The following is an 18,837-nucleotide window of genomic DNA, read 5'->3' on the forward strand; positions in this document are numbered from 1 at the left end:
CCGCGTCTCCCGACGGAGACGCGGCCCTTCGGAGTTTCACATGCCGGACGGCGGCGGTGTGTACCCCTGCGGCGGGCCGTAACCCGGCGGCGGGCCGTATCCGGGCGGCGGACCGTAACCCGCGGGCGGCGCCGGCTTGAAGAAGGGGGCGGATTGCTTGTGCCACAACAGGACAATCGCGGCCAACCCGATCAGCCAGGAGAGCACCCCGGTGATAGTGCTCACGGCGGTGTTGCCGGTGCTGCCGACCAGTCCCGCACCCACCAAGCTGAGCACGGTGAACAAGGTACTGAGACCGAAGAACACACTCGCGACGATCCGCGCCCAGTTCTTCCCGGCCCGGTTGGCGAACGCCATCCAGACCCACAGACCCGCGGTGATCAGCGAAATGATCACGCCGGACACGATGCCGATGTTGACGGCGGTGTCGAGGTCGGCGTCGGTGAGGACATTATCGGGATCGGCCTTCGCGACCTCATCCCGGATGGCATCCAGCTGCGTGAACATCAGCAAGATGCCGAGAATGGAAAGACCGGCGCCCGCCAGCATGGCGTAGAAGGCGTATTGCACCGTCGACGGCACCGGCGGTTTGGCGTCGGCCCCGGGGCCGTACGGCTGGTACGAGCCCGGCTGTTCGGGCGAACCCGGATAGGGCTCGGGCTGCGGATAATTCATTCGATCTCCTCTTGTGTCGGCGCGCATGACGCTACCCGGTATGTCTGATTTCAGCCGAAACACGCAACACGCAAAGCCGAAAAGGCCGCGCTCCCGGAATGGGAAGCGCGGCCCTGTCTGGTCGACCTTACAGGTACTGGCCGGTGTTCGACTCGGTGTCGATGGCCCGGCTCGCCGAGGCGTTCTTGCCCGTGACCAGCGTGCGGATGTAGACGATCCGCTCGCCCTTCTTACCCGAAATGCGAGCCCAGTCATCGGGATTCGTGGTGTTGGGCAAGTCCTCGTTCTCGGCGAACTCGTCCACGATCGAATCGAACAGATGCTGGATACGCAGGCCCGGGGTGCCGCTGTCGAGGACGGCCTTGATGGCGTACTTCTTGGCCCGGTCCACGATGTTCTGGATCATGGCGCCGGAGTTGAAGTCCTTGAAGTACAGGACTTCCTTGTCACCGTTGGCGTAGGTGACTTCCAGGAAGCGGTTGTCCTCGCTCTCGGCGTACATCCGTTCCACCACCCGGTCGATCATCGCGTGCAGGCAGGCCGCCTTGTCCCCGCCGAATTCGGCGAGATCGTCGGCATGCAGCGGCAGATTATCGATCAGGTACTTGGAGAAGATGTCCTGGGCCGATTCGGCGTCCGGGCGCTCGATCTTGATCTTCACATCGAGACGTCCGGGGCGCAGGATCGCGGGGTCGATCATGTCCTCGCGGTTGGAGGCGCCGATAACGATGACGTTCTCCAGGCCCTCGACACCGTCGATCTCCGAAAGCAGCTGCGGCACAACGGTTGTCTCCACGTCGGAGGAGACGCCCGAGCCACGGGTGCGGAAGATCGAATCCATCTCGTCGAAGAACACGATCACCGGGGTGCCTTCCGACGCCTTCTCACGGGCGCGCTGGAAGATGATCCGGATGTGGCGCTCGGTCTCGCCGACGAACTTGTTCAGCAGCTCCGGGCCCTTGATGTTGAGGAAGAAGGACTTGGCTTCCTTGGCATCCTCACCGCGGGCTTCGGCGATCTTCTTGGCCAGCGAGTTGGCGACGGCCTTGGCGATCAGCGTCTTACCGCAGCCGGGCGGACCGTAGAGCAGCACGCCCTTGGGCGGGCGCAGCGCGTACTCGCGGAACAGGTCCTTGTGCAGGAACGGCAGCTCCACCGCGTCGCGGATCTGCTCGATCTGGCGACCCAGGCCACCGATGTCGCTGTAGTCGACGTCCGGCACTTCCTCGAGCACGAGATCCTCGACCTCGGCCTTGGGAATGCGCTCGAAGGCGAAGCCCGCCTTCGTGTCGACCAAGAGCGAATCGCCCGGCCGCAGTTTGCGAATCGGACGATCCGGATCTTCCAGATCGTCGAACTCGGCGAGCTTGGACAGTGGCCCGGCCAGCCACACCACCCGCTCCTCGTCGGCATGGCCGACCACCAGCGCGCGGCGTCCGTCGTCGAGAATCTCTCGCAGACTTCCGATTTCGCCGACCGCGTCGTAGACGCCGGCCTCGACGACCGTGAGCGCCTCGTTGAGGCGGACGGTCTGCCCGTATTCCAGCGTCGAGGTGTCGATGTTCGGCGAACAGGTCAACCGCATCTTGCGCCCGGAAGTGAACACGTCGACCGTCTGATCGTCGTAGACGCCGATCAGAACGCCGTATCCGCTCGGTGGCTGACCCAGTCGATCGACTTCCTCACGCAACGCGACGAGTTGCTGCCGCGCTTCCTTGAGGGTGTCCATCAGCTTGGTGTTGCGAATGGTCAGCGAATCGATGCGGGATTCCAATTCCCGTGCGCGATCGGGTGAATCGGCGAGTTGCCTTCGGAGTGCAGCTGCTTCGGCGCGTACCGCCTCGAGCTCTCTCCAGGCCGCCGAATCCGAATTCTCGATGGGGCTCATGTGCTGCTCCTCCCAGTCCCGGTCTATCAACGCTACCGGGCGTGAACGGTTCTCGCCTTCCAACACGGTTTCGTCGTGATCACATCTGGGCTGCGATCGACCAGCGTCCGTCCATGTTAGCCTGCCCTAACCCGAACCAGGCGAGCATGCTCGCCGATCGAGCCGAAAGGTTGCTGAGTCAATGCTCCTTCCCGCAAGGAAAATCCGTCTGTCTATGGCTAGCGCCGCGGTGGCGCTGGTCGTTACGGCCGGTGTAACCGGTTGTGGCTCCGACGATAAGTCCGATACGGCCACCGGCACCAGTACCTCCGCGACAACAAGTGCCGCGGGTCACGGCGATCACTCGGCGGCTGCCGCGCCAACGGCCGCTGACCTGCAGGCGACCCTGGTTCTGCTGGCCGACCCGGCCAAGCCCACCGCCGACAAGACCGCGATTGTGGTCGACGGCACCAAGCGCCAAGCCAACATTGAAGCTTTGAACCGGGCACTGGCCGGCTACGGCACCCTGACCTTCGCGGTCAGCGACGTAAAGGTCGACGGCACCAAGGCGACCGCGCAGGTCGTCACCACCTCCCCGCACGGCGCCGCGCCCGCGATGCCGATGACCTGGGAACACGTGGACGGCAAGTGGAAGCTGACGGACGCGAGCGCGTGCACGATGCTGGCGTTCGTGGCGCCCTGCACGCCCTAGCATCAGCCTTTCGAGGGGCGCCGTTGAGGTTTCGGGGTCACGGTGCCCTCGGCGAGGCGGCGCGCGCTCACCAGGAACGCGGTGTGGCCCTGCATACGGTGCTCGGGCCGCACCGCGAGCCCGACCACGTGCCAGCCGCGGACCATCGACTCCCAGGAGCGCGGCTCGGTCCAGCACTCCTGTTCGCGCAGCGCCTCGACCACTTTGGACAGCTGTGTGACGGTCGCTACATAGACGACCAGCACGCCGCCGGGAACCAGCGCCTTGGACACCGCCGGTAGCGCGTCCCAGGGCGCGAGCATGTCCAGTACGACGCGATCGACCGGTTCGCCGTCGTAGTTCGCGACATCGGCGACGGTCAGCGACCAGTTAGCCGGACGTTCGCCGAAGAACGTCTCCACATTGCGGATGGCGTGCTCGGCGTGGTCGTCGCGGATCTCGTAGGAAATCACCTCGCCCTGCGGGCCGACCGCGCGCAACAGCGAACAAGTCAGCGCGCCGGAGCCCGCACCGGCCTCCAGGACGCGCGCGCCGGGGAACATATCGCCCTCGTGCACGATCTGGGCGGCGTCTTTCGGGTAGATGACGGCCGCGCCGCGGGGCATGGAGAGCACATAGTCGACCAGCAGCGGGCGCAGCGCCAGATACGGGGTGCCGTTGGTGGAGGTGACCACAGTGCCCTCGTCGGCGCCGATCAGCTTGTCGTGCTTGATGCCGCCGCGATGGGTGTGGAACTCCTTGCCCTCCTCCAAGACGACCGTGTACAGGCGCCCCTTGGCGTCGGTCAGCTGTACCCGGTCACCGATGGTGAAAGGCCCGGTCCGTCTGGCCGTCATGTATCTCCATTCCGCAAGCTGTCTTTATGTCAGTGCCGCCGGATAGCCTGCCAGGTATGTCAGCGCCCGCGTGCAAGCCCCCTGCCGATCTCACCCCCGAGGCCGGGCCGGAGCAGGGTTCGGGGCGGCGCCGGCCCGCGCTGTCGCCCTCGCGGGCAATCGATTTCAAGCAGTGCCCGTTGAAATACCGGCTGCGTGCGATCGACCGGATTCCCGAGGCGCCTTCGCGTGGCGCGGTGCGCGGAACGGTGGTGCACGCGGTGCTGGAAGACCTCTACGGATTGCCCGCCGCCGAGCGAAGACCGGAGCGCGCGGCCGAGCTGGTCGAGCCGGCCTGGACCAGAGTGCTGGCGGTGCGGCCCGAGGTCGCCGAGCTGGTGGCCGCCGAGGGGCTCGAGCCCTTTCTCGCCGAAGTTCGCAAGCTCCTCGACAGCTACTACCGGCTCGAGGATCCGACGCGCTTCGAACCGGAATCGCGGGAAGCGCGGGTCGAGGTGGAACTCGGCGACGGTGTGCTGCTGCGCGGGTTCGTCGACCGCATCGATGTCGCGCCGACCGGCGAGTTGCGGGTGGTCGACTACAAGTCCGGCCGCGCCCCGGGCCTCGCGCAGGAGACCAAGGCGCTGTTCCAGCTGAAGTTCTATGCCTTGGTGGTGTTGCGCACCCGCGGGATCCTGCCCGCGCAGCTGCGGCTGATCTACCTCGCCGACGAGCAGATCCTCACCTACGCGCCGGACGAAGAGGAACTGCTCCGCTTCGAACGCACCCTGGGCGCGTTGTGGGAGGCGATTCGCGAGGCCGGTCGCACCGGCGAGTTCCAGCCGACCACCAGCTGGCTGTGCGGCTACTGCGACTACAAGCCACTGTGTCCCGCGTTCGGCGGCACGCCGCCGGAGTATCCGGGCTGGCCCGAGGACAGCCCGGAATCCCCGGAGGAGACTTTGGCCGACGCCGTCGCGGAATGAGCCTGCGCGGAACATTTAGTGCCGCAGAACAGTTGGTGTCACAGACGACGAGGCCGAGGAGTCCCGAATGAGCACGATCAGCTCCCCCATCTTGTTCCTCAGCGGTGCTGGACTGCCCGCCTGGATCTGGGATGAGGTGCGCGCCGGACTAGGCGCCGAATCTGTGGTCGCGAACTATCCCGAGGCGAGTGACGCGAGCCTGCGGGACTACGCCGAGGCGGTGTTGCAGCAAGCCCCGGGCTCGACATTCACCCTCGTCGCCCATTCGATCGGCGGGGTCGTGGCGAGCGAGATCGCGGCGATCGCACCCGAGCGGGTGCATGGCCTGCTCGGCGTCGCGGCGTCGATTCCCGCCGCGGGCACGTCATTTCTCGGTGCCTTGCCGTTCCCGCAGCGCCATATCGTCAGCCTCGCCATGCGGGTGGCCGGGACTCGCCCACCCGAGAAGGCGCTCCGCACGCTGGCGACCGGACTCGGCGATGCCGAAACCGCGCGCATAGTCAGCGATTTCGACCCGGAATCGCAGAGCCTCTATCGCGACCGAGTCGCACCGCGCCGCTTTCCCGCGCGCACGGGATACGTAGTCGCCTCCGCGGATCCGGAATTTCCGGCCGCATTGCAACGCAAATACGCCACCGAACTCGGAGCCGAGTTCCGGCGCGAACTCCCCACCGGACACCTCCCGATGGTGCAAGACCCCGCAGCCCTCGCCCAGATCATCAAGGAGTTCACCCAATAGAGCGACGAGTGGTCAGAGGGTGAAGTTGCGGAAGAGGAGCACCGAAAGGCCTAGGCCGACAAGAAGGTTCACCACCACCGCGGAGCCGAAGACGGCGATGGGGCGCCAGCCCGCTTCACGCAGACCGCGTAGGGAGAACTCCAGGCCGATGGAGACGAAGGCCAGGATCAGGAATGACGTGCGCAGGTCGTTGATGATCGCGATGTGGGCGGCGCCGGTCTTCTTGTCCACCGACTGCAGGTAGAGGGTGCCGATCACCGAGGCGGCCACGAAACCGATGACGAATTTCGGGAAGCGCTCGAAGAACTGGCGGGCCGAGGGGCGGGCCGCACCCGGCTGACGTTCCACGCGCAGGGTGAAGTACGCCGTCAATGCGATCGCCACGACGCCGATCAGCGCGTTCTGCGTGGTCTTCACGATGGTGGCGATCTTCAGCGCGTCCTCCCCCGCCAGCGCGCCGGAGGCGGCGACCGCGGCGGTGGTGTCGATGTTGCCGCCGATCCAGGCGCCCGCGACCGCGTCGGACAGGTTCAGCGCCTCGGCGAGCCACGGCAACAGGAAGATCGAGGGCAGCGCGAAGATGATCACCAGCGAGGCCGCGTAGGCGATCTGCTCCCGCTTGGCCTGCACCGCGCCCGCGGCGGCGATCGCGGCGCTGACACCGCAGATCGACACCGCCGAGGACAGCAGCGCGCGCAGCTTGTCGTCCAGGCCGAGCACGCCGCCGAACCACCAGGTGAATCCGAACACCGCGGTGATCAGCAGCAACGCCTGCAGGATCGACGGGCCCGCCGCGGTCACCAGGATCTTCAGGTTGATCGAGGCGCCGAGCAGCACCACACCGGTCTTGATGAAGAACTCGGTGCGGAAACCGGCCGAAAGCCGTTCCCGCAGATTCAGTTTCGTCAGGATCACGTTGCCGAGCAGACCGAGCGCGATGGCGTACACCGGGAACTCGACCGACTTGGCGATCCGTTGGAACGGGGTGCCCTTGGCCCACTCCGGCCCGTGCGCGTCGAGGTAGCGGGTCACCAGGCCGAGCGCGAGCACCACGGCGAGACCCGCCGCGATCTCCCCCTTGGAAGGCTTCGCAATCGCTTGCAGCGCAGCCGTTTCGGACTTGACCGGGGCTTCCGCGATGGTCTTGTCGGTCATCACTTCACCAGCCAATCCGGCGACACCAGCCAGGCCGGGATAGCGCCGGCCAGAACCAGCGCGATGAGGATCAGGCCGGCGATCGCCGCCAGCCAGTCCTCACTCAAAGTAAATGTGCGGCCCACGTTTTCGTCGGGCGGTGTCTGCGACACGGTAAGTCACTCCTTGCGTTCCTCATCGAGAGGACACAAGGTACGACGGCCGAAACCCGCGCACACCCGTTGCGCTCACCGTGAATTCATCGGTGGACGTGTTAACTGAGACCCATGGACATGATCGAGTACCGGACCGGCTACCGCGTGGGCTTCCGAGACGGTTACCGGGTCGGCTTGAAAACCGTCGACGACATCCCGGACCCGCCCGAACTGGATGGCACCGAGGGCTACGTCAGCGGATACGCCGACGGATTCACCGACGGCTCGACACAGGGCAATTCCGTCGCGAACGACTGATCAGAACGCGCGGCAGGACCTGATGTCGAACGCCAGGATCGCCTTGGCGCCGAGGTCGGCGAGTTGGTCCATGACCTCGTTGCCCTGCTTGCGCGGGACCATGGCGCGGATCGCGACCCAGCTCTCGTCGGCCAGCGGCGAGACCGTGGGCGATTCCAGGCCGGGCGTGATCTTGACGGCCTGCTCGAGGAGTTCCTTCGGGCAGTCGTAGTCCAGCATGATGTATTGCTGGCCGAAGACCACGCCCTGGATGCGGGCGATGAGCTGGTTGCGGGCCCGCACGTTCTGGTCCGAGCCGGCCTGCTCGATCAGCACGCCCTCGGAATCGCACAGCGAGTTCCCGAATGCGACCAGGTTGTGCTGGCGCAGGGTGCGGCCGGAGCCGACCACGTCGGCGATGGCGTCGGCGACACCGAGCTGGATGGAGATCTCCACCGCACCGTCCAAGCGGATGACCTCGGCTTCGATGCCGCGCGCCGTCAGATCCGCGAGCACCAGGTTCGGGTAGGAGGTCGCGATGCGCTTGTCCTGCAGGTCCGCGACCGTCCATTCGCGCCCGGCGGGGGCGGCGTAGCGGAAGGTGGAGCGGCCGAAGCCGAGCGAAAGCCGTTCCTGCACCGGGGCTCCGGAATCCAGCGCGAGATCGCGGCCGGTGATGCCGAGATCGAGTTCGCCGGAACCGACGTAGATGGCGATGTCCTTGGGCCGCAGGAAGAAGAACTCCACCTGGTTGGCCGGGTCGAGGACGGTCAGGTCACGCGAATCGGTCCGCCTGCGGTAACCGGCTTCGGCGAGGATGGAGGTAGCGGACTCGGAGAGAGCGCCTTTGTTGGGGACTGCGACGCGCAGCATGGGAGTGGTCCTTTCAGAGGGTTTCAGCAGGAAGACGGAGCGGACATCACAGATGTCGGTACACGTCTTCGAGCTTCAGCCCCCGGCCCACCATCAGCACCTGAACCCAGTAGAGCAGCTGCGAGATCTCCTCGGCGAGCGACTCGTCGCTCTCGTGCTCGGCGGCCAGCCAGACCTCACCGGCCTCCTCGAGCACCTTCTTACCCTGGGCATGCACGCCGGCGTCCAATGCGGCCACGGTGCCGGAGCCCGCGGGGCGGGTGGCGGCACGGTCCTGCAGCTCGGCGAACAGGGATTCGAAGTTCTTCACGGAAGAGATTCTTTCAGATCCGCACGCGGGAGAGTTGCTCACCCCGCGTGCGGACCGCGATCACGCCAGGAGCGCCGCCAGATCGGCCACTGCCGTGCGCAGGTGGTCGGCGAAGGCGTACATCTGGTCGGCGACCGGTTTCGGAGTCGCGAGGTAGAGGTTCCAGCGGTCCGGCAGCAGGACGTAGGCGACGCCGATGCAGGTCGGGCTGGTGGAGCCGAACCCGAAGTACTCGATGTTGACCGACGGGGCGGAGCTGGTGCTGAGGTAGTCGTTGCGCATGATCAGCCAGCCCGGGCTGTCGTAGAGCGGGATCGGTTCGGTGACGCCCAGCTCGGCGCCGCGGCGGCGCTGGATCCATTGCAGTTCCCAGAGGTGCTGCTCGGGCGCGTCGCCCGCTTGGCACTGCTTCGCCCGTTCGACGTGTGCACTGGCCGCGGTCCGGGCGGCGGCGAGCCGGGTTTCCTGGTTCGCCGCCGGGTCCTGCATCGCGTCGACGAACGTCACCATCTCCGGGGTCACCACCCGCATCGCTTCGGTGCGGCCGTTGCGCCACTGCCGGGTGGCGATGGATTCGTAGGTAGCCCCGGTAAATCCTTTGCTGCGCCGGTGTGCGAGTTGATAGCTCAACTGCGCGAATGCGTCCGGCGAGATGCCGAGTTGTTTGGCTCGGGTGGTGCCGAAATCCGCGAACGTGACCGTGGTGGTGGCGTTCGCGGCGGCATATTGCGCGAAGTCCGCACCGGCTGCCGCGATATCGGCGCGCAATGCCTCGGTCAGCACGAATTCGATCGGCGCGATCGGCGGTCGTCCTTGCGATCGTGCACCGGAACGGGCGGCGTGGTCAGCCGCCGAAGTCTCCAGCAACGTGTCCACGAAGGACAGGATGGTGGTGCCGTCCAGGCCGCAGTGTTCGACGTTGATACCCGCTTGGCCATTGGCGAAGACGATGAACGAGAGCGCCTTGTCGAACCAGCGATTACCGCTGTCGCCGTGCAGGAGTTGATCGCAGGCCTGCAAGTTGTCACGCGGGGTGAAATCTTCGAGACACAGGCAGAACAGTGCGGTTTCGATCGTGTCGAGAGCCGCGACGTTGGCCGGTTCAGCTCGCAAAGTTGTTCTGCTGGCGGCCCATTCGGCTCTGGCCTTGGTGGTGAGGTGTCCGACAGCGGCATCGGCGGCGCCGGCGGTGGTGAGCACGGTTCGCAAAGCATCGGCGAGATCGTCCAGCGCGTAGGGCTCGCCATCCGGGCCGATGACGTCGAGGCGCAACGCATTACCGCGGCAGAACACCACAATGTGGCGGGCATTCGAGGGTCCCGGCCATTCGTCGCTGTAGGGCACCCGCACGCTGTCCTGTTCCGCGCCGGGGATCCGGGTTTCGGAGAACAGATATTTGTGCTGCCACATCGACAACTGCTGGCCGCGCTGGGTGGCGGGCTCGACCGCCTCGTCGTCGAGCGCGAGTTTGTATGCGACGGCCGCGGATACGATCGCCGCCGCGCGGGCAACTTGATCGGCGTCGGTCGACGCGGCCAGAGTTGTGTCGTCGCGGAAGAGGAAGAAGAAATTGGCGTTCAACGCGATTCGATCGCGCCGGCCGAGGTAGCGCGAGGGCCAGAACAAGTCGAGCCAGCTACCGACACCCGGGGTGTTGTCGTATTCCGCGAGGGCGGCCTGCAAGGTGCGGGCCGGACCGTCCGGTCTCAGCAGATCGGCGACCGCGGCTTCGGTGGTGGCGTATTCCTCGGAGCTCAGCAAAGGGGCACACCACCGCAGGAATCTGGTGCAGCTGTCTTCCAGTGTCGGCAGCGGCACCCGGGGTAGCTGATCGTCGGCTGCGAACGTTCGGTCACTCAACTCGGATTCCTCGTATTCGATGCGGTGCTGCGGGGAAATTCTGGGCGCGACAAGTAGAGGTTGGCGTAGAGCCGGCCTTGTGCTTCGTAATCGGCGGTATCGAGGCCTTTGGCGGACAAAGCGTCCAGGACCTGCGACTGTTCCTCGGACGAGGCGAACAGGCGCTGCTCGAACATTCCGGAGACGCCCTCGGTCCGATAACCGAGTGTCGACAATGCGGCGGCGATCGGCGTGAAGTCGAACATTCGCAGGACGAAATGCGCCATCCACGGCGGACGGTGCGAGTGTGCGGACGCGATGCGGGCAAGGGTTTTCTCCGTCACGTAACCGATGCATCCGGTCGAGATCACCAGGTCGGCGCTCGCCAGCGTACGGCGTTGCTCCTCGGTCGGCTCGGAGGTTTCGAGATCGGCGTGCACCGTGTCGTGCAGCAGGCCCGCTGCTTGCGCGTATGCCAGCGCGGGGCGGGCGGCGTCCATGCCGAGGAACCGGACGTCCGGGAGCTGGTCCTCGGCGGCCAGCCGCGCACGGTCGCGGGCGATCAATTCGATCCGGTCGAATTCACCCGCGTCACCGTAATATTCGGCCAGCGCATCCATTGTGGTGCCCAGGCGCAGCAGTGCGGCGTTGACGCCGTAGGAACAACCGATATCCAGGACGGTGAGCGTTTCCACCCCCGTCGCGGCGCGGCACTCCCGGATCTGTTTCGCGAAGTGCGGTTTGGCCAGTTCCGGTATGCGATAGTCCAAATCGGCCAGGCGAGTGTAATAGTCGCGCGGATCGGGCCGGTGGTAGATGTCGTCGAAGGAGGCTTTCCCGGTCGTATGCAACGGCACTGGCACGGTGGTATTCCTCTCGAGCGGGCGCGGACGCCCCTCAGTCGAGCAGTTGGTCGCCGCGGACCAGGCGAGCCCGGGCGGCTAGGTGGTCCGGCAGTACGCGGCCGAACAGTTGGCGGGTTCGTTCCACGGTGCCGATCACTCCGGGGCGATCGGTGTAGGCGAAGATTGCCGAATGCCGTTGTACGGCACCGGATACCGGCGAGACTCGATGTAACGAGAAGCGGCCTTGGAACAGCTGGAGATCGCCGGGGCGCAGGTCCAGCCGGCGGATGTGCCGGTCACCGGAGCCGGTGAGCACGCTCCGGACGTCGTCCAGGTTCTCCGCGTGCGGAGAACGAATATTCGGGCAGTACTCGAAAATTCCACCGGATTCCGCAGGCTGGGTGAGCATGCTGACGGTGAACTCGTTGGTGTCGAAGTGCCAGGGATGGGACATGCCAGGTGCCACCACATTCAGGCACAGCCCGGCCAGCGGATCGGCGAATTCATACAGGTCGGCGAGACCGAAGCAATCCGCGACGAACCGCTGGAACCGCTCGTCGGTGTAGAGCCGGTGGATCAGCGCGTCGCCGGGAATCCGGTCCCGCGCCACGAAAGCGTTGCCGCGTTCCAGGACGATTTGTCCTGGATGATCCGGCGGCAGTTCGGTGTCCAGCGGGATGTTGTAGGCGTTGACCCGCTCCACCTCGTAGTGCGCATCCGGCGCCAGCGCAGCACCCTGCGCCCGCAGCGTTTCGATCAGCTCCGGCCGGATGAATCCCGCCAAGACAGTGCAGCCACGCTCGGCCAGATCCGCGCGAGCCTGGTCCACAACCGCGCGCCGACCCTCGGGATCGCTGAGCGGATAGCGTGCGGTGTCGACGAATTCGTCCAGGTCGCCCGTCGCTGCCATGTTGCTATTTTGGTCGACCGACAGCCCCCGCGCTCCGATTTGCCCCGCCCGTGAGCACCATCACAATCCGTGATCATCACGAGTTATGTTGTAGGACAATGCCTCTCGAGCCGGTTTGTGCCAACCTCCAATGCCACCCCGCCACCCCCGCTCGCACTTCCCGTCGCGGACACAGTTACGTTGCGGGACAGGCACTCTCACGCGCATCGTACCCATCGGTTCGTAATGGAACACGAATCTCGTGGCCACTACACCGCCATCCTCGCCGAGGACGTGGCGAGTAGCGGCCCATTCCAAGATCACCAGGCACTGACGGCGGCATCGCCCGAGTGGTCACCGCCACCAGTGCCTGATGATCTTGGTCAACCCGGGTTGGTCAGGGGATGTCGCGGCGGATCTGCTCGAGGTCGGCGTGGGTGAGGCCGATCAGGGTGTCGCGGAAGATGCGGCCCGGGCCCGGGGGGACGGAGATTTCGCAGGGGACGACCAGGACGGCGCACCCGGCCAGTTCGGCGGCTCGGGCGCCGGTGGGTGAATCCTCGATGGCGACACAGTGTTTCGGGTCGACGTTCAGGAGTTCGGCGGCGCGCAGGTAGATGGCGGGGTCGGGTTTGCCCTGGAGGACTTCGTCGCCGCAGACCGAGGTGTCGAAGAAGTCGCGGCCGAGGGTGTCCAGGCCGTATTCGGCGAGGGAGCGTTTGGTGTTGGTGACCAGGGCGCTGGACAGGCCCGCGGCGCGGACCATGGCGAGGGCGTCTTTCGCGCCGGGGCGCCAGGGGATCGGGCCGGTCATCAGTTCGGCGACGCGCGCTTCCAGGAAGACGCGCGCCTTCTCGACCTCGGCTACCTCGGGCTCGAGGCCGAGCCCGGTGAAGATGATGCGCATGGCGTCGGGGCCGGCGGAGCCGATCAGTGCGTGGCGGATCTCGTCGGTCATCTCGTGACCCAGCTCACGAGCGAGCTCGCGAACCGCGATGTCCCACAGCTTCTCCGAATCGAGCAGCGTGCCATCCATATCCCAGAGAACCGCGGAAAGCGCTGTCACGTTCGATGTCACTCCCTGAAAGTCATGGTGGCTTCTCCACCAACTCGTTCACCAGGGTAACGGTTGCCAGTTACCCGGCCACAGAGCCAGTCAGTCGCTACTGGATTCCCAGGGATCAGGCGTTCGAGGCTGTGATCAGCAGGCGATCACCTTCGGAGGACACGCGGAACCAGCGGGTTTCGCTGTCCCGCTGGCCGTTGGCCTTCACGTAGTTGATCGTCGCGGTGGCGCCGTCGCCGCTGGGCGTGACGTTGCTGACGCTGACCGAGCGGATCGTCCGCCACCACGAGGAGTAGGCGTTGTAGCCACCGGTCTGGGCTTGGTAGGCCGGGGAGAGCTGGGACCAGGCGCCATCGATATTGCCGGGCAGCATGCCGTAGTACCCCTGGATGAACTGCTGGACCTTCTCCGGGGTGGGCGGTCCGGCGGGCGTAGTCGGCGGCGGGGTAGTTGTGGACGGCGGGGTCGTGGTGCTGCTCGTGGGCGGCGGCGTGGTCGTCGACGACGGCGGGTTCTGCGGCTCCCGCTGCACCGGGGCGCCGCCCGCCTGCGACGGCGCGGCGGGTTCCGCGGTGGTGCTCTGCTGAGCCACCGGTGGCGGGTCGTCGCCGGTGTTGCGAGTCCACAGCACAACCGCGGCGAGCAGCACGGCGACCGCGGCGACGGCCACCAGCGCCAGCGTTTGCTTGCTCGGTCCACTGTCGCCCGCTCCCCCGCGCAGCGTGTCCGAAGATCGCGTGGGCGGTGGCGGCGTGGGGTTCTGGGCCACGGGCGCGGCGGCCGGGATGAATTCGGTGGCGCCGCTGTCGTCGTTGCCTGGCGTGGCGAGCACGGTGGTCGCGTCCCCGCCGGGGGCGGGCATCACCCTGGTGTTGACCGGGACCGCGGCCAAGGCCGGAACCCGGCCCGCCGCAACGGCTTCGAGGGCCTCGCGGGCTTCCCGCATGGTCGGGCGGGCATCGATACCGGGCGAGAGCAGGCGCATCAGCACCGGGGCGAGCTCGCCTGCCTGCTTCGGCGGCGGGATCTGACCGCGGGCCACGGAGTGCAGCACGGCGAGCGGGTTGTCGCCTTCACCGAACGGCGGACTGCCTTCGATCGCCGCGTACAGCGTGGAACCGAGGGCGAACACGTCGGAGGCGGGTTCGGGGTTCTCGCCGCGCGCCACTTCCGGCGCGAGGTAGGCGGGGGTGCCCGCGAGGAAGCCGGTGGCGGTGACCGTGACGTCACCGACCGCACGGGAGATACCGAAGTCGGTGATCTTCACCGTGCCGTCGTCGGCGACAAGGATATTCGCGGGTTTCACGTCGCGGTGCATGATGCCCGCCTCGTGTGCGGCGGACAGCGCGGCCGCGGCCTGCGCGCCGATGCGCGCCACCTCGTCGGGCGGAAGTGTCTGGTGGCCGGACAGTTTCGCCGCCAAGCTGGGCGCGTTCATGTATTCCATGACCAGCCAGGGCTGGCCGTCCTCTTCGGCGACATCGAAGACGGTGATGGCGTTGGGGTGATGTAGTCGGGCCGCGATCCGGCCCTCGCGCATGGCGCGCAGCTTGGCTTCGAGCGCAGCCGAGCGAGACAGTCCGGGGCCCAGGATCAGCTGTTTGACCGCGACCGTGCGGCGCAGCCGGACATCGGTGGCACGCCACACCACACCCATGGCACCGGTGCCGATCGGATCCGTGAGCCGATACCGTCCAGCGATCAACCGATCCGACGTCATTGGGTTGTGCCCCTCCTGCTTTTTCACGCGAGCTCGAGGGCAGTGGCGTTCGCATCCGCCGACTGCCCCGGATGCAGTTGCAACAGCATCGACAATGACATACCCAACCGGCAGACATCCACCATCTCGCCGGGTTACTTCCTACCGGCGAGCCTGATTGCGTGCCTCCCGGTACCGGATAACGCCTCGGTTTCGTTCCGCGACATGCGATTACGCGAACGGCCGAAGCCCGGCGGCCGGTGAGGACCGTCACAAAGTCCCCACCGGTCGGATTATTCAGGCGTTGAAGTACTTCGCTTCCGGGTGCAGCAGCACGAAGGCGTCGGTGGACTGCTCGGGATGGAGCTGCAGTTCCTCCGACAGCACGACGCCGATCCGGTTGGCCTCCAACAGGTCTACCAGCTTCGCGCGGTCCTCCAGGTCGGGGCAGGCGCCGTACCCGAAGGAGTAGCGGGCGCCGCGGTAACCAAGCTTGAAGTAGTCCTGCACGTCCGCCGGGTCGGATTCGGCGACCGAATGTCCTTCCAGCGTCAGCTCTTCGCGGACCCGGCGGTGCCAGTACTCGGCGAGCGCCTCGGTGAGCTGCACGCCGATGCCGTGCACCTCCAGGTAGTCGCGGTAGTTGTCGCCCGCGAACAGCTCGTTGGCGAAGTCGGCGATCGGCTGACCCATAGTGACCAGCTGGAACGGCAGCACGTCTACCTGACCGGTCTCCTTCGCCTTGGCCCGCGACCGGATGAAGTCGGAGATGCACAGGAACCGATCGCGCTGCTGGCGCGGGAAGGTGAACCGATAGCGTTCGGGCGCATCCGGATTCGGTTCGGTGAGCACGATGACCTCGTCGCCCTCCGACACCGCCGGGAAGTAGCCGTAGACCACCGCGGCGTGCTGCAGCACATTCTCGGTGGCGAGGCGGTCCAGCCAGTACCGCAGTCGCGGACGACCTTCGGTTTCGACCAGCTCTTCATAGCTGGGGCCCTCGCCGCCGCGCTGGCCACGCAGACCCCACTGGCCCAGGAACAGCGCACGCTCGTCGAGCAGACCCGAGTATTCGGCCAGCGCAAGACCCTTCACCACGCGGGTGCCCCAGAACGGCGGCACCGCAACCGGCTGGTCAGCGGCCACATCGGAACGCTCGGGCACCACGACGGGCACCTCCTTGGCCTTGCGTTCCTCGGCGATCCGCTTGGAACGCTCGTGCCGGGCCTTGCGTTCGGCGGTCTTCTCGCGTTCGGCGATCGCCGCCGGGCTGTTCGGATCGGTGCCGCCGCCGCGCTTGACGGTCATGATCTCGTCCATCAACCGCAGGCCCTCGAAGGCGTCGCGGGCGTAGTGCACATGGCCCTGGTAGACCTCGGTGAGGTCGTGCTCGACATAGGCGCGGGTCAGCGCCGCGCCACCGAGCAGGACCGGGAACTGCTCGGCCACGCCCTTGGCGTTGAGCTCCTGCAGGTTCTCCTTCATGATCACCGTCGACTTCACCAGCAGCCCGGACATGCCGATGACGTCGGCTTTCTTGTCCACGGCGGCGTCGAGAATCGTCGCGATCGGCTGCTTGATACCGAGGTTGACCACCTCGTAGCCGTTGTTGGACAGGATGATGTCGACCAGGTTCTTGCCGATGTCGTGCACGTCGCCCTTGACGGTGGCCAGCACGATGCGGCCCTTGCCGCTGTCGTCGGTGGCCTCCATGTGCGGTTCCAGGTAGGCGACGGCGGTCTTCATGACCTCGGCGGACTGCAGCACGAACGGCAGCTGCATCTGACCGGAGCCGAACAGCTCACCGACGGTCTTCATGCCCGAGAGCAACGTCTCGTTGATGATCTGCAGCGGCGGCACCTCGGCCATGGCCGCGTCCAGATCGGCTTCCATACCGGCCTTTTCGCCGTCGACGATGCGGCGCTCGAGGCGTTCGAACAGCGGCAGCGCCGCCAGTTCCTCCTGGCGCGAGGCCTTCGTCGAGGAGGTGGAAACACCTTCGAACAGCGCCATCAGCTTCTGCAGCGGGTCGTAATCCTCACCGCGGCGGTCATAGACCAGGTCCAGCGCGGTCTGGCGCTGCTCCTCGGGGATCCGCGCCATCGGCAGGATCTTGGAGGCGTGCACGATCGCGGAATCCAGTCCGGCTTCGACACATTCGTGCATGAACACCGAGTTCAGCACCTGCCTCGCGGCGGGATTCAGGCCGAAGGAGATGTTCGAAAGACCCAGTGTGGTCTGCACATTCGGGTGCTTGCGCTTGAGTTGGCGGATGGCCTCGATGGTTTCGATGCCGTCCTTGCGCGACTCCTCCTGGCCGGTGCCCAGGGTGAAGGTGAGCGTGTCGATGATGATGTCGCTCTCCAGCAGGCCCCAGTTGCCGGTGATGTCGGCGATCAGGCGCTCGGCGATCGCCACCTTGGCCTCGGCGGTGCGGGCCTGGCCCTCCTCGTCGATGGTCAGCGCCACCACGGCCGCGCCGTGTTCGGCGACCAGCGCCATGGTCTGCTGGAAACGCGATTCCGGGCCGTCGCCGTCCTCGTAGTTCACCGAGTTCACCGCGCAGCGGCCACCCAGGTGCTCCAAACCGGCCCGCAGGACCGGGGTTTCGGTGGAGTCGAGCATGATCGGCAGGGTGGACGCGGTCGCCAGGCGGGCGGCGAGGGCCTCCATATCCTTCGCACCGTCGCGGCCGACGTAGTCGACGCACAGGTCGAGCATGTGCGCGCCGTCGCGGGTCTGATCCTTGGCGATGTCCACGCACTTCTGCCAGTCCTCGGCCAGCATGGCCTCACGGAAAGCCTTGGAGCCGTTGGCGTTCGTGCGCTCGCCGATCATCATGATCGAGGCGTCCTGCTCGAACGGCACCGCCGTGTACATGCTCGACACGCTCGGCTCGTGCTCGGGCCGGCGGCGCTCACCGACCGCGGGCAGCGACTTCTCGACCTCGCGCACCGCCTCGGTGACCTGGCGGATGTGCTCCGGCGTGGTGCCACAGCAACCGCCGACCAGGGCCAGACCGTATTCGGAGACGAACCCGCGCAGCGCGATCGCCAATTCCTCGGGCGTCAAGGGGTATTCCGCACCGTTGGCGCCGAGCACGGGCAGACCGGCGTTCGGCATCACCGACACCGGCAGCTGCGCGTGTTTGGACAGATGACGCAGGTGCTCGCTCATCTCGGCCGGGCCGGTCGCGCAGTTCAGGCCGATCATGTCGATACCGAGCGGTTCCAAAGCGGCCAGCGCCGCGCCGATCTCGGAACCGACCAGCATGGTGCCGGTGGTCTCCACCGTGACGTGAGTGATGATCGGGATCCGGCGGCCGGCCTGCGCCATGGCGCGGCGGCTGCCGGTGATCGCGGCCTTAACCTGCAACAGGTCCTGGCAGGTTTCGATGAGGATGGCGTCGGCGCCGCCGTCGAGCATGCCGAGCGCGGACTCGAGGTAGGCGTCGCGCAGCACCGTGTAAGGCGCGTGGCCCAGGGTCGGCAGCTTGGTGCCGGGACCCATCGAACCCAGAACATACCGAGGGGTTCCGTCCGCGGACGGGCCCATCTCGTCGGCGACCTCGCGCGCGAGCCGGGTGCCCTTCTCGGACAGATCGCGGATCCGATCGGCGATGTCGTAGTCGGCCAGGTTCGGCAGGTTGCAGCCGAAGGTGTTGGTCTCGACCGCGTCGGCGCCCGCCTCGAAGTACGCGCGGTGAATGCTGCGCAGCACGTCGGGCCGGGTGTCGTTGAGGATTTCGTTGCAGCCCTCCAGGCCGCGGAAATCGTCCAGGGTTAGGTCCGCCGCCTGCAGCATGGTGCCCATCGCACCGTCGCCGATGACGACACGGCGGGACAGCGTGTCGAGAAGCGTGGTATCGAACGCAGCGGATCGGGACGCAGACATGCGTACAAGCGTAAAGGGCCGCCCTGACAAACCCACCAACCG

The 18,837-nt window shown here is 66.5% G+C and carries 17 protein-coding genes; 4 read left to right on the forward strand and 13 right to left on the reverse strand.

The window, feature by feature from the left end; translation table 11 throughout:
* Positions 1-36 precede the first annotated feature (36 nt).
* Together IBX22_RS02640 and arc are read right to left on the reverse strand one after the other, a co-directional pair.
* The gene (locus IBX22_RS02640) at positions 37-675 is read right to left on the reverse strand and encodes a hypothetical protein (RefSeq protein ID WP_194813779.1); all 639 of its coding nucleotides are present in this window, start codon (positions 673-675) and stop codon (positions 37-39) included.
* A 127-nt stretch (positions 676-802) separates the two neighbouring features.
* Complete coding sequence (gene arc, locus IBX22_RS02645; RefSeq protein WP_194813780.1) at positions 803-2,563, reverse strand: proteasome ATPase; 1,761 nt, start codon at positions 2,561-2,563, stop codon at positions 803-805.
* 214 nt (positions 2,564-2,777) lie between these two features.
* Between arc and IBX22_RS02650 the strand changes: the two genes are divergently transcribed.
* The gene (locus IBX22_RS02650) at positions 2,778-3,254 is read left to right on the forward strand and encodes a hypothetical protein (RefSeq protein WP_228538146.1); all 477 of its coding nucleotides are present in this window, start codon (positions 2,778-2,780) and stop codon (positions 3,252-3,254) included.
* A 2-nt stretch (positions 3,255-3,256) separates the two neighbouring features.
* Here the strand turns inward: IBX22_RS02650 and IBX22_RS02655 are convergent, their stop codons facing one another.
* Positions 3,257-4,090, reverse strand: coding sequence for a tRNA (adenine-N1)-methyltransferase (locus tag IBX22_RS02655; RefSeq protein WP_194813782.1), 834 nt, complete (start codon positions 4,088-4,090; stop codon positions 3,257-3,259).
* Positions 4,091-4,146: 56 nt separating this feature from the next.
* Between IBX22_RS02655 and IBX22_RS02660 the strand changes: the two genes are divergently transcribed.
* Together IBX22_RS02660 and IBX22_RS02665 are read left to right on the forward strand one after the other, a co-directional pair.
* Complete coding sequence (locus IBX22_RS02660) at positions 4,147-5,055, forward strand: RecB family exonuclease (RefSeq protein WP_194813783.1); 909 nt, start codon at positions 4,147-4,149, stop codon at positions 5,053-5,055.
* A gap of 67 nt (positions 5,056-5,122) precedes the next feature.
* The gene (locus IBX22_RS02665) at positions 5,123-5,794 is read left to right on the forward strand and encodes an alpha/beta fold hydrolase (RefSeq protein ID WP_194813784.1); all 672 of its coding nucleotides are present in this window, start codon (positions 5,123-5,125) and stop codon (positions 5,792-5,794) included.
* Positions 5,795-5,806: 12 nt separating this feature from the next.
* Here IBX22_RS02665 and IBX22_RS02670 read toward each other — a convergent pair whose 3' ends face one another.
* Positions 5,807-6,949, reverse strand: coding sequence for a YeiH family protein (locus IBX22_RS02670; RefSeq protein ID WP_194813785.1), 1,143 nt, complete (start codon positions 6,947-6,949; stop codon positions 5,807-5,809).
* Entirely contained in the window at positions 6,949-7,101 is a 153-nt protein-coding gene (locus tag IBX22_RS02675) for a hypothetical protein (protein WP_194813786.1), read from the reverse strand. The genes IBX22_RS02670 and IBX22_RS02675 overlap by 1 nt, the downstream gene beginning before the upstream one ends.
* Before the next feature lie 114 nt (positions 7,102-7,215).
* On the opposite strand from IBX22_RS02675, the gene IBX22_RS02680 reads away from it, so the two are divergent.
* Positions 7,216-7,401: a hypothetical protein gene (locus IBX22_RS02680; protein WP_194813787.1), complete on the forward strand. Its 186-nt coding sequence runs from the start codon at positions 7,216-7,218 to the stop codon at positions 7,399-7,401.
* On the opposite strand, the gene hisG is transcribed toward IBX22_RS02680, so the two are convergent.
* The 8 genes from hisG to metH form a co-directional block, all read right to left on the reverse strand.
* Complete coding sequence (hisG, locus tag IBX22_RS02685) at positions 7,402-8,253, reverse strand: ATP phosphoribosyltransferase (protein WP_194813788.1); 852 nt, start codon at positions 8,251-8,253, stop codon at positions 7,402-7,404.
* 46 nt (positions 8,254-8,299) lie between these two features.
* The gene (locus tag IBX22_RS02690) at positions 8,300-8,563 is read right to left on the reverse strand and encodes a phosphoribosyl-ATP diphosphatase (RefSeq protein ID WP_194813789.1); all 264 of its coding nucleotides are present in this window, start codon (positions 8,561-8,563) and stop codon (positions 8,300-8,302) included.
* A 60-nt stretch (positions 8,564-8,623) separates the two neighbouring features.
* Positions 8,624-10,423, reverse strand: coding sequence for a choline/carnitine O-acyltransferase (locus IBX22_RS02695; RefSeq protein WP_194813790.1), 1,800 nt, complete (start codon positions 10,421-10,423; stop codon positions 8,624-8,626).
* On the reverse strand, positions 10,420-11,265 hold the full coding sequence (locus IBX22_RS02700; protein WP_194813791.1) for a class I SAM-dependent methyltransferase: 846 nt from the start codon (positions 11,263-11,265) through the stop codon (positions 10,420-10,422). The genes IBX22_RS02695 and IBX22_RS02700 overlap by 4 nt, the downstream gene beginning before the upstream one ends.
* A gap of 34 nt (positions 11,266-11,299) precedes the next feature.
* Positions 11,300-12,157: an arpA protein gene (locus IBX22_RS02705; RefSeq protein WP_194813792.1), complete on the reverse strand. Its 858-nt coding sequence runs from the start codon at positions 12,155-12,157 to the stop codon at positions 11,300-11,302.
* Between the two features lie 376 nt (positions 12,158-12,533).
* Positions 12,534-13,214: an HAD family hydrolase gene (locus IBX22_RS02710; RefSeq protein ID WP_375540195.1), complete on the reverse strand. Its 681-nt coding sequence runs from the start codon at positions 13,212-13,214 to the stop codon at positions 12,534-12,536.
* A 103-nt stretch (positions 13,215-13,317) separates the two neighbouring features.
* Entirely contained in the window at positions 13,318-14,922 is a 1,605-nt protein-coding gene (locus tag IBX22_RS02715; RefSeq protein ID WP_194813793.1) for a serine/threonine-protein kinase, read from the reverse strand.
* A gap of 276 nt (positions 14,923-15,198) precedes the next feature.
* Positions 15,199-18,795 carry a methionine synthase gene (gene metH, locus IBX22_RS02720; protein WP_194813794.1) on the reverse strand — a complete coding sequence of 1,199 codons (3,597 nt, stop codon included), beginning with the start codon at positions 18,793-18,795 and terminating at the stop codon, positions 15,199-15,201.
* Positions 18,796-18,837 lie beyond the last annotated feature (42 nt).

Origin of the sequence: Nocardia sp. XZ_19_385 (assembly GCF_015355755.1) — a bacterium.
GTDB lineage: Bacteria > Actinomycetota > Actinomycetes > Mycobacteriales > Mycobacteriaceae > Nocardia.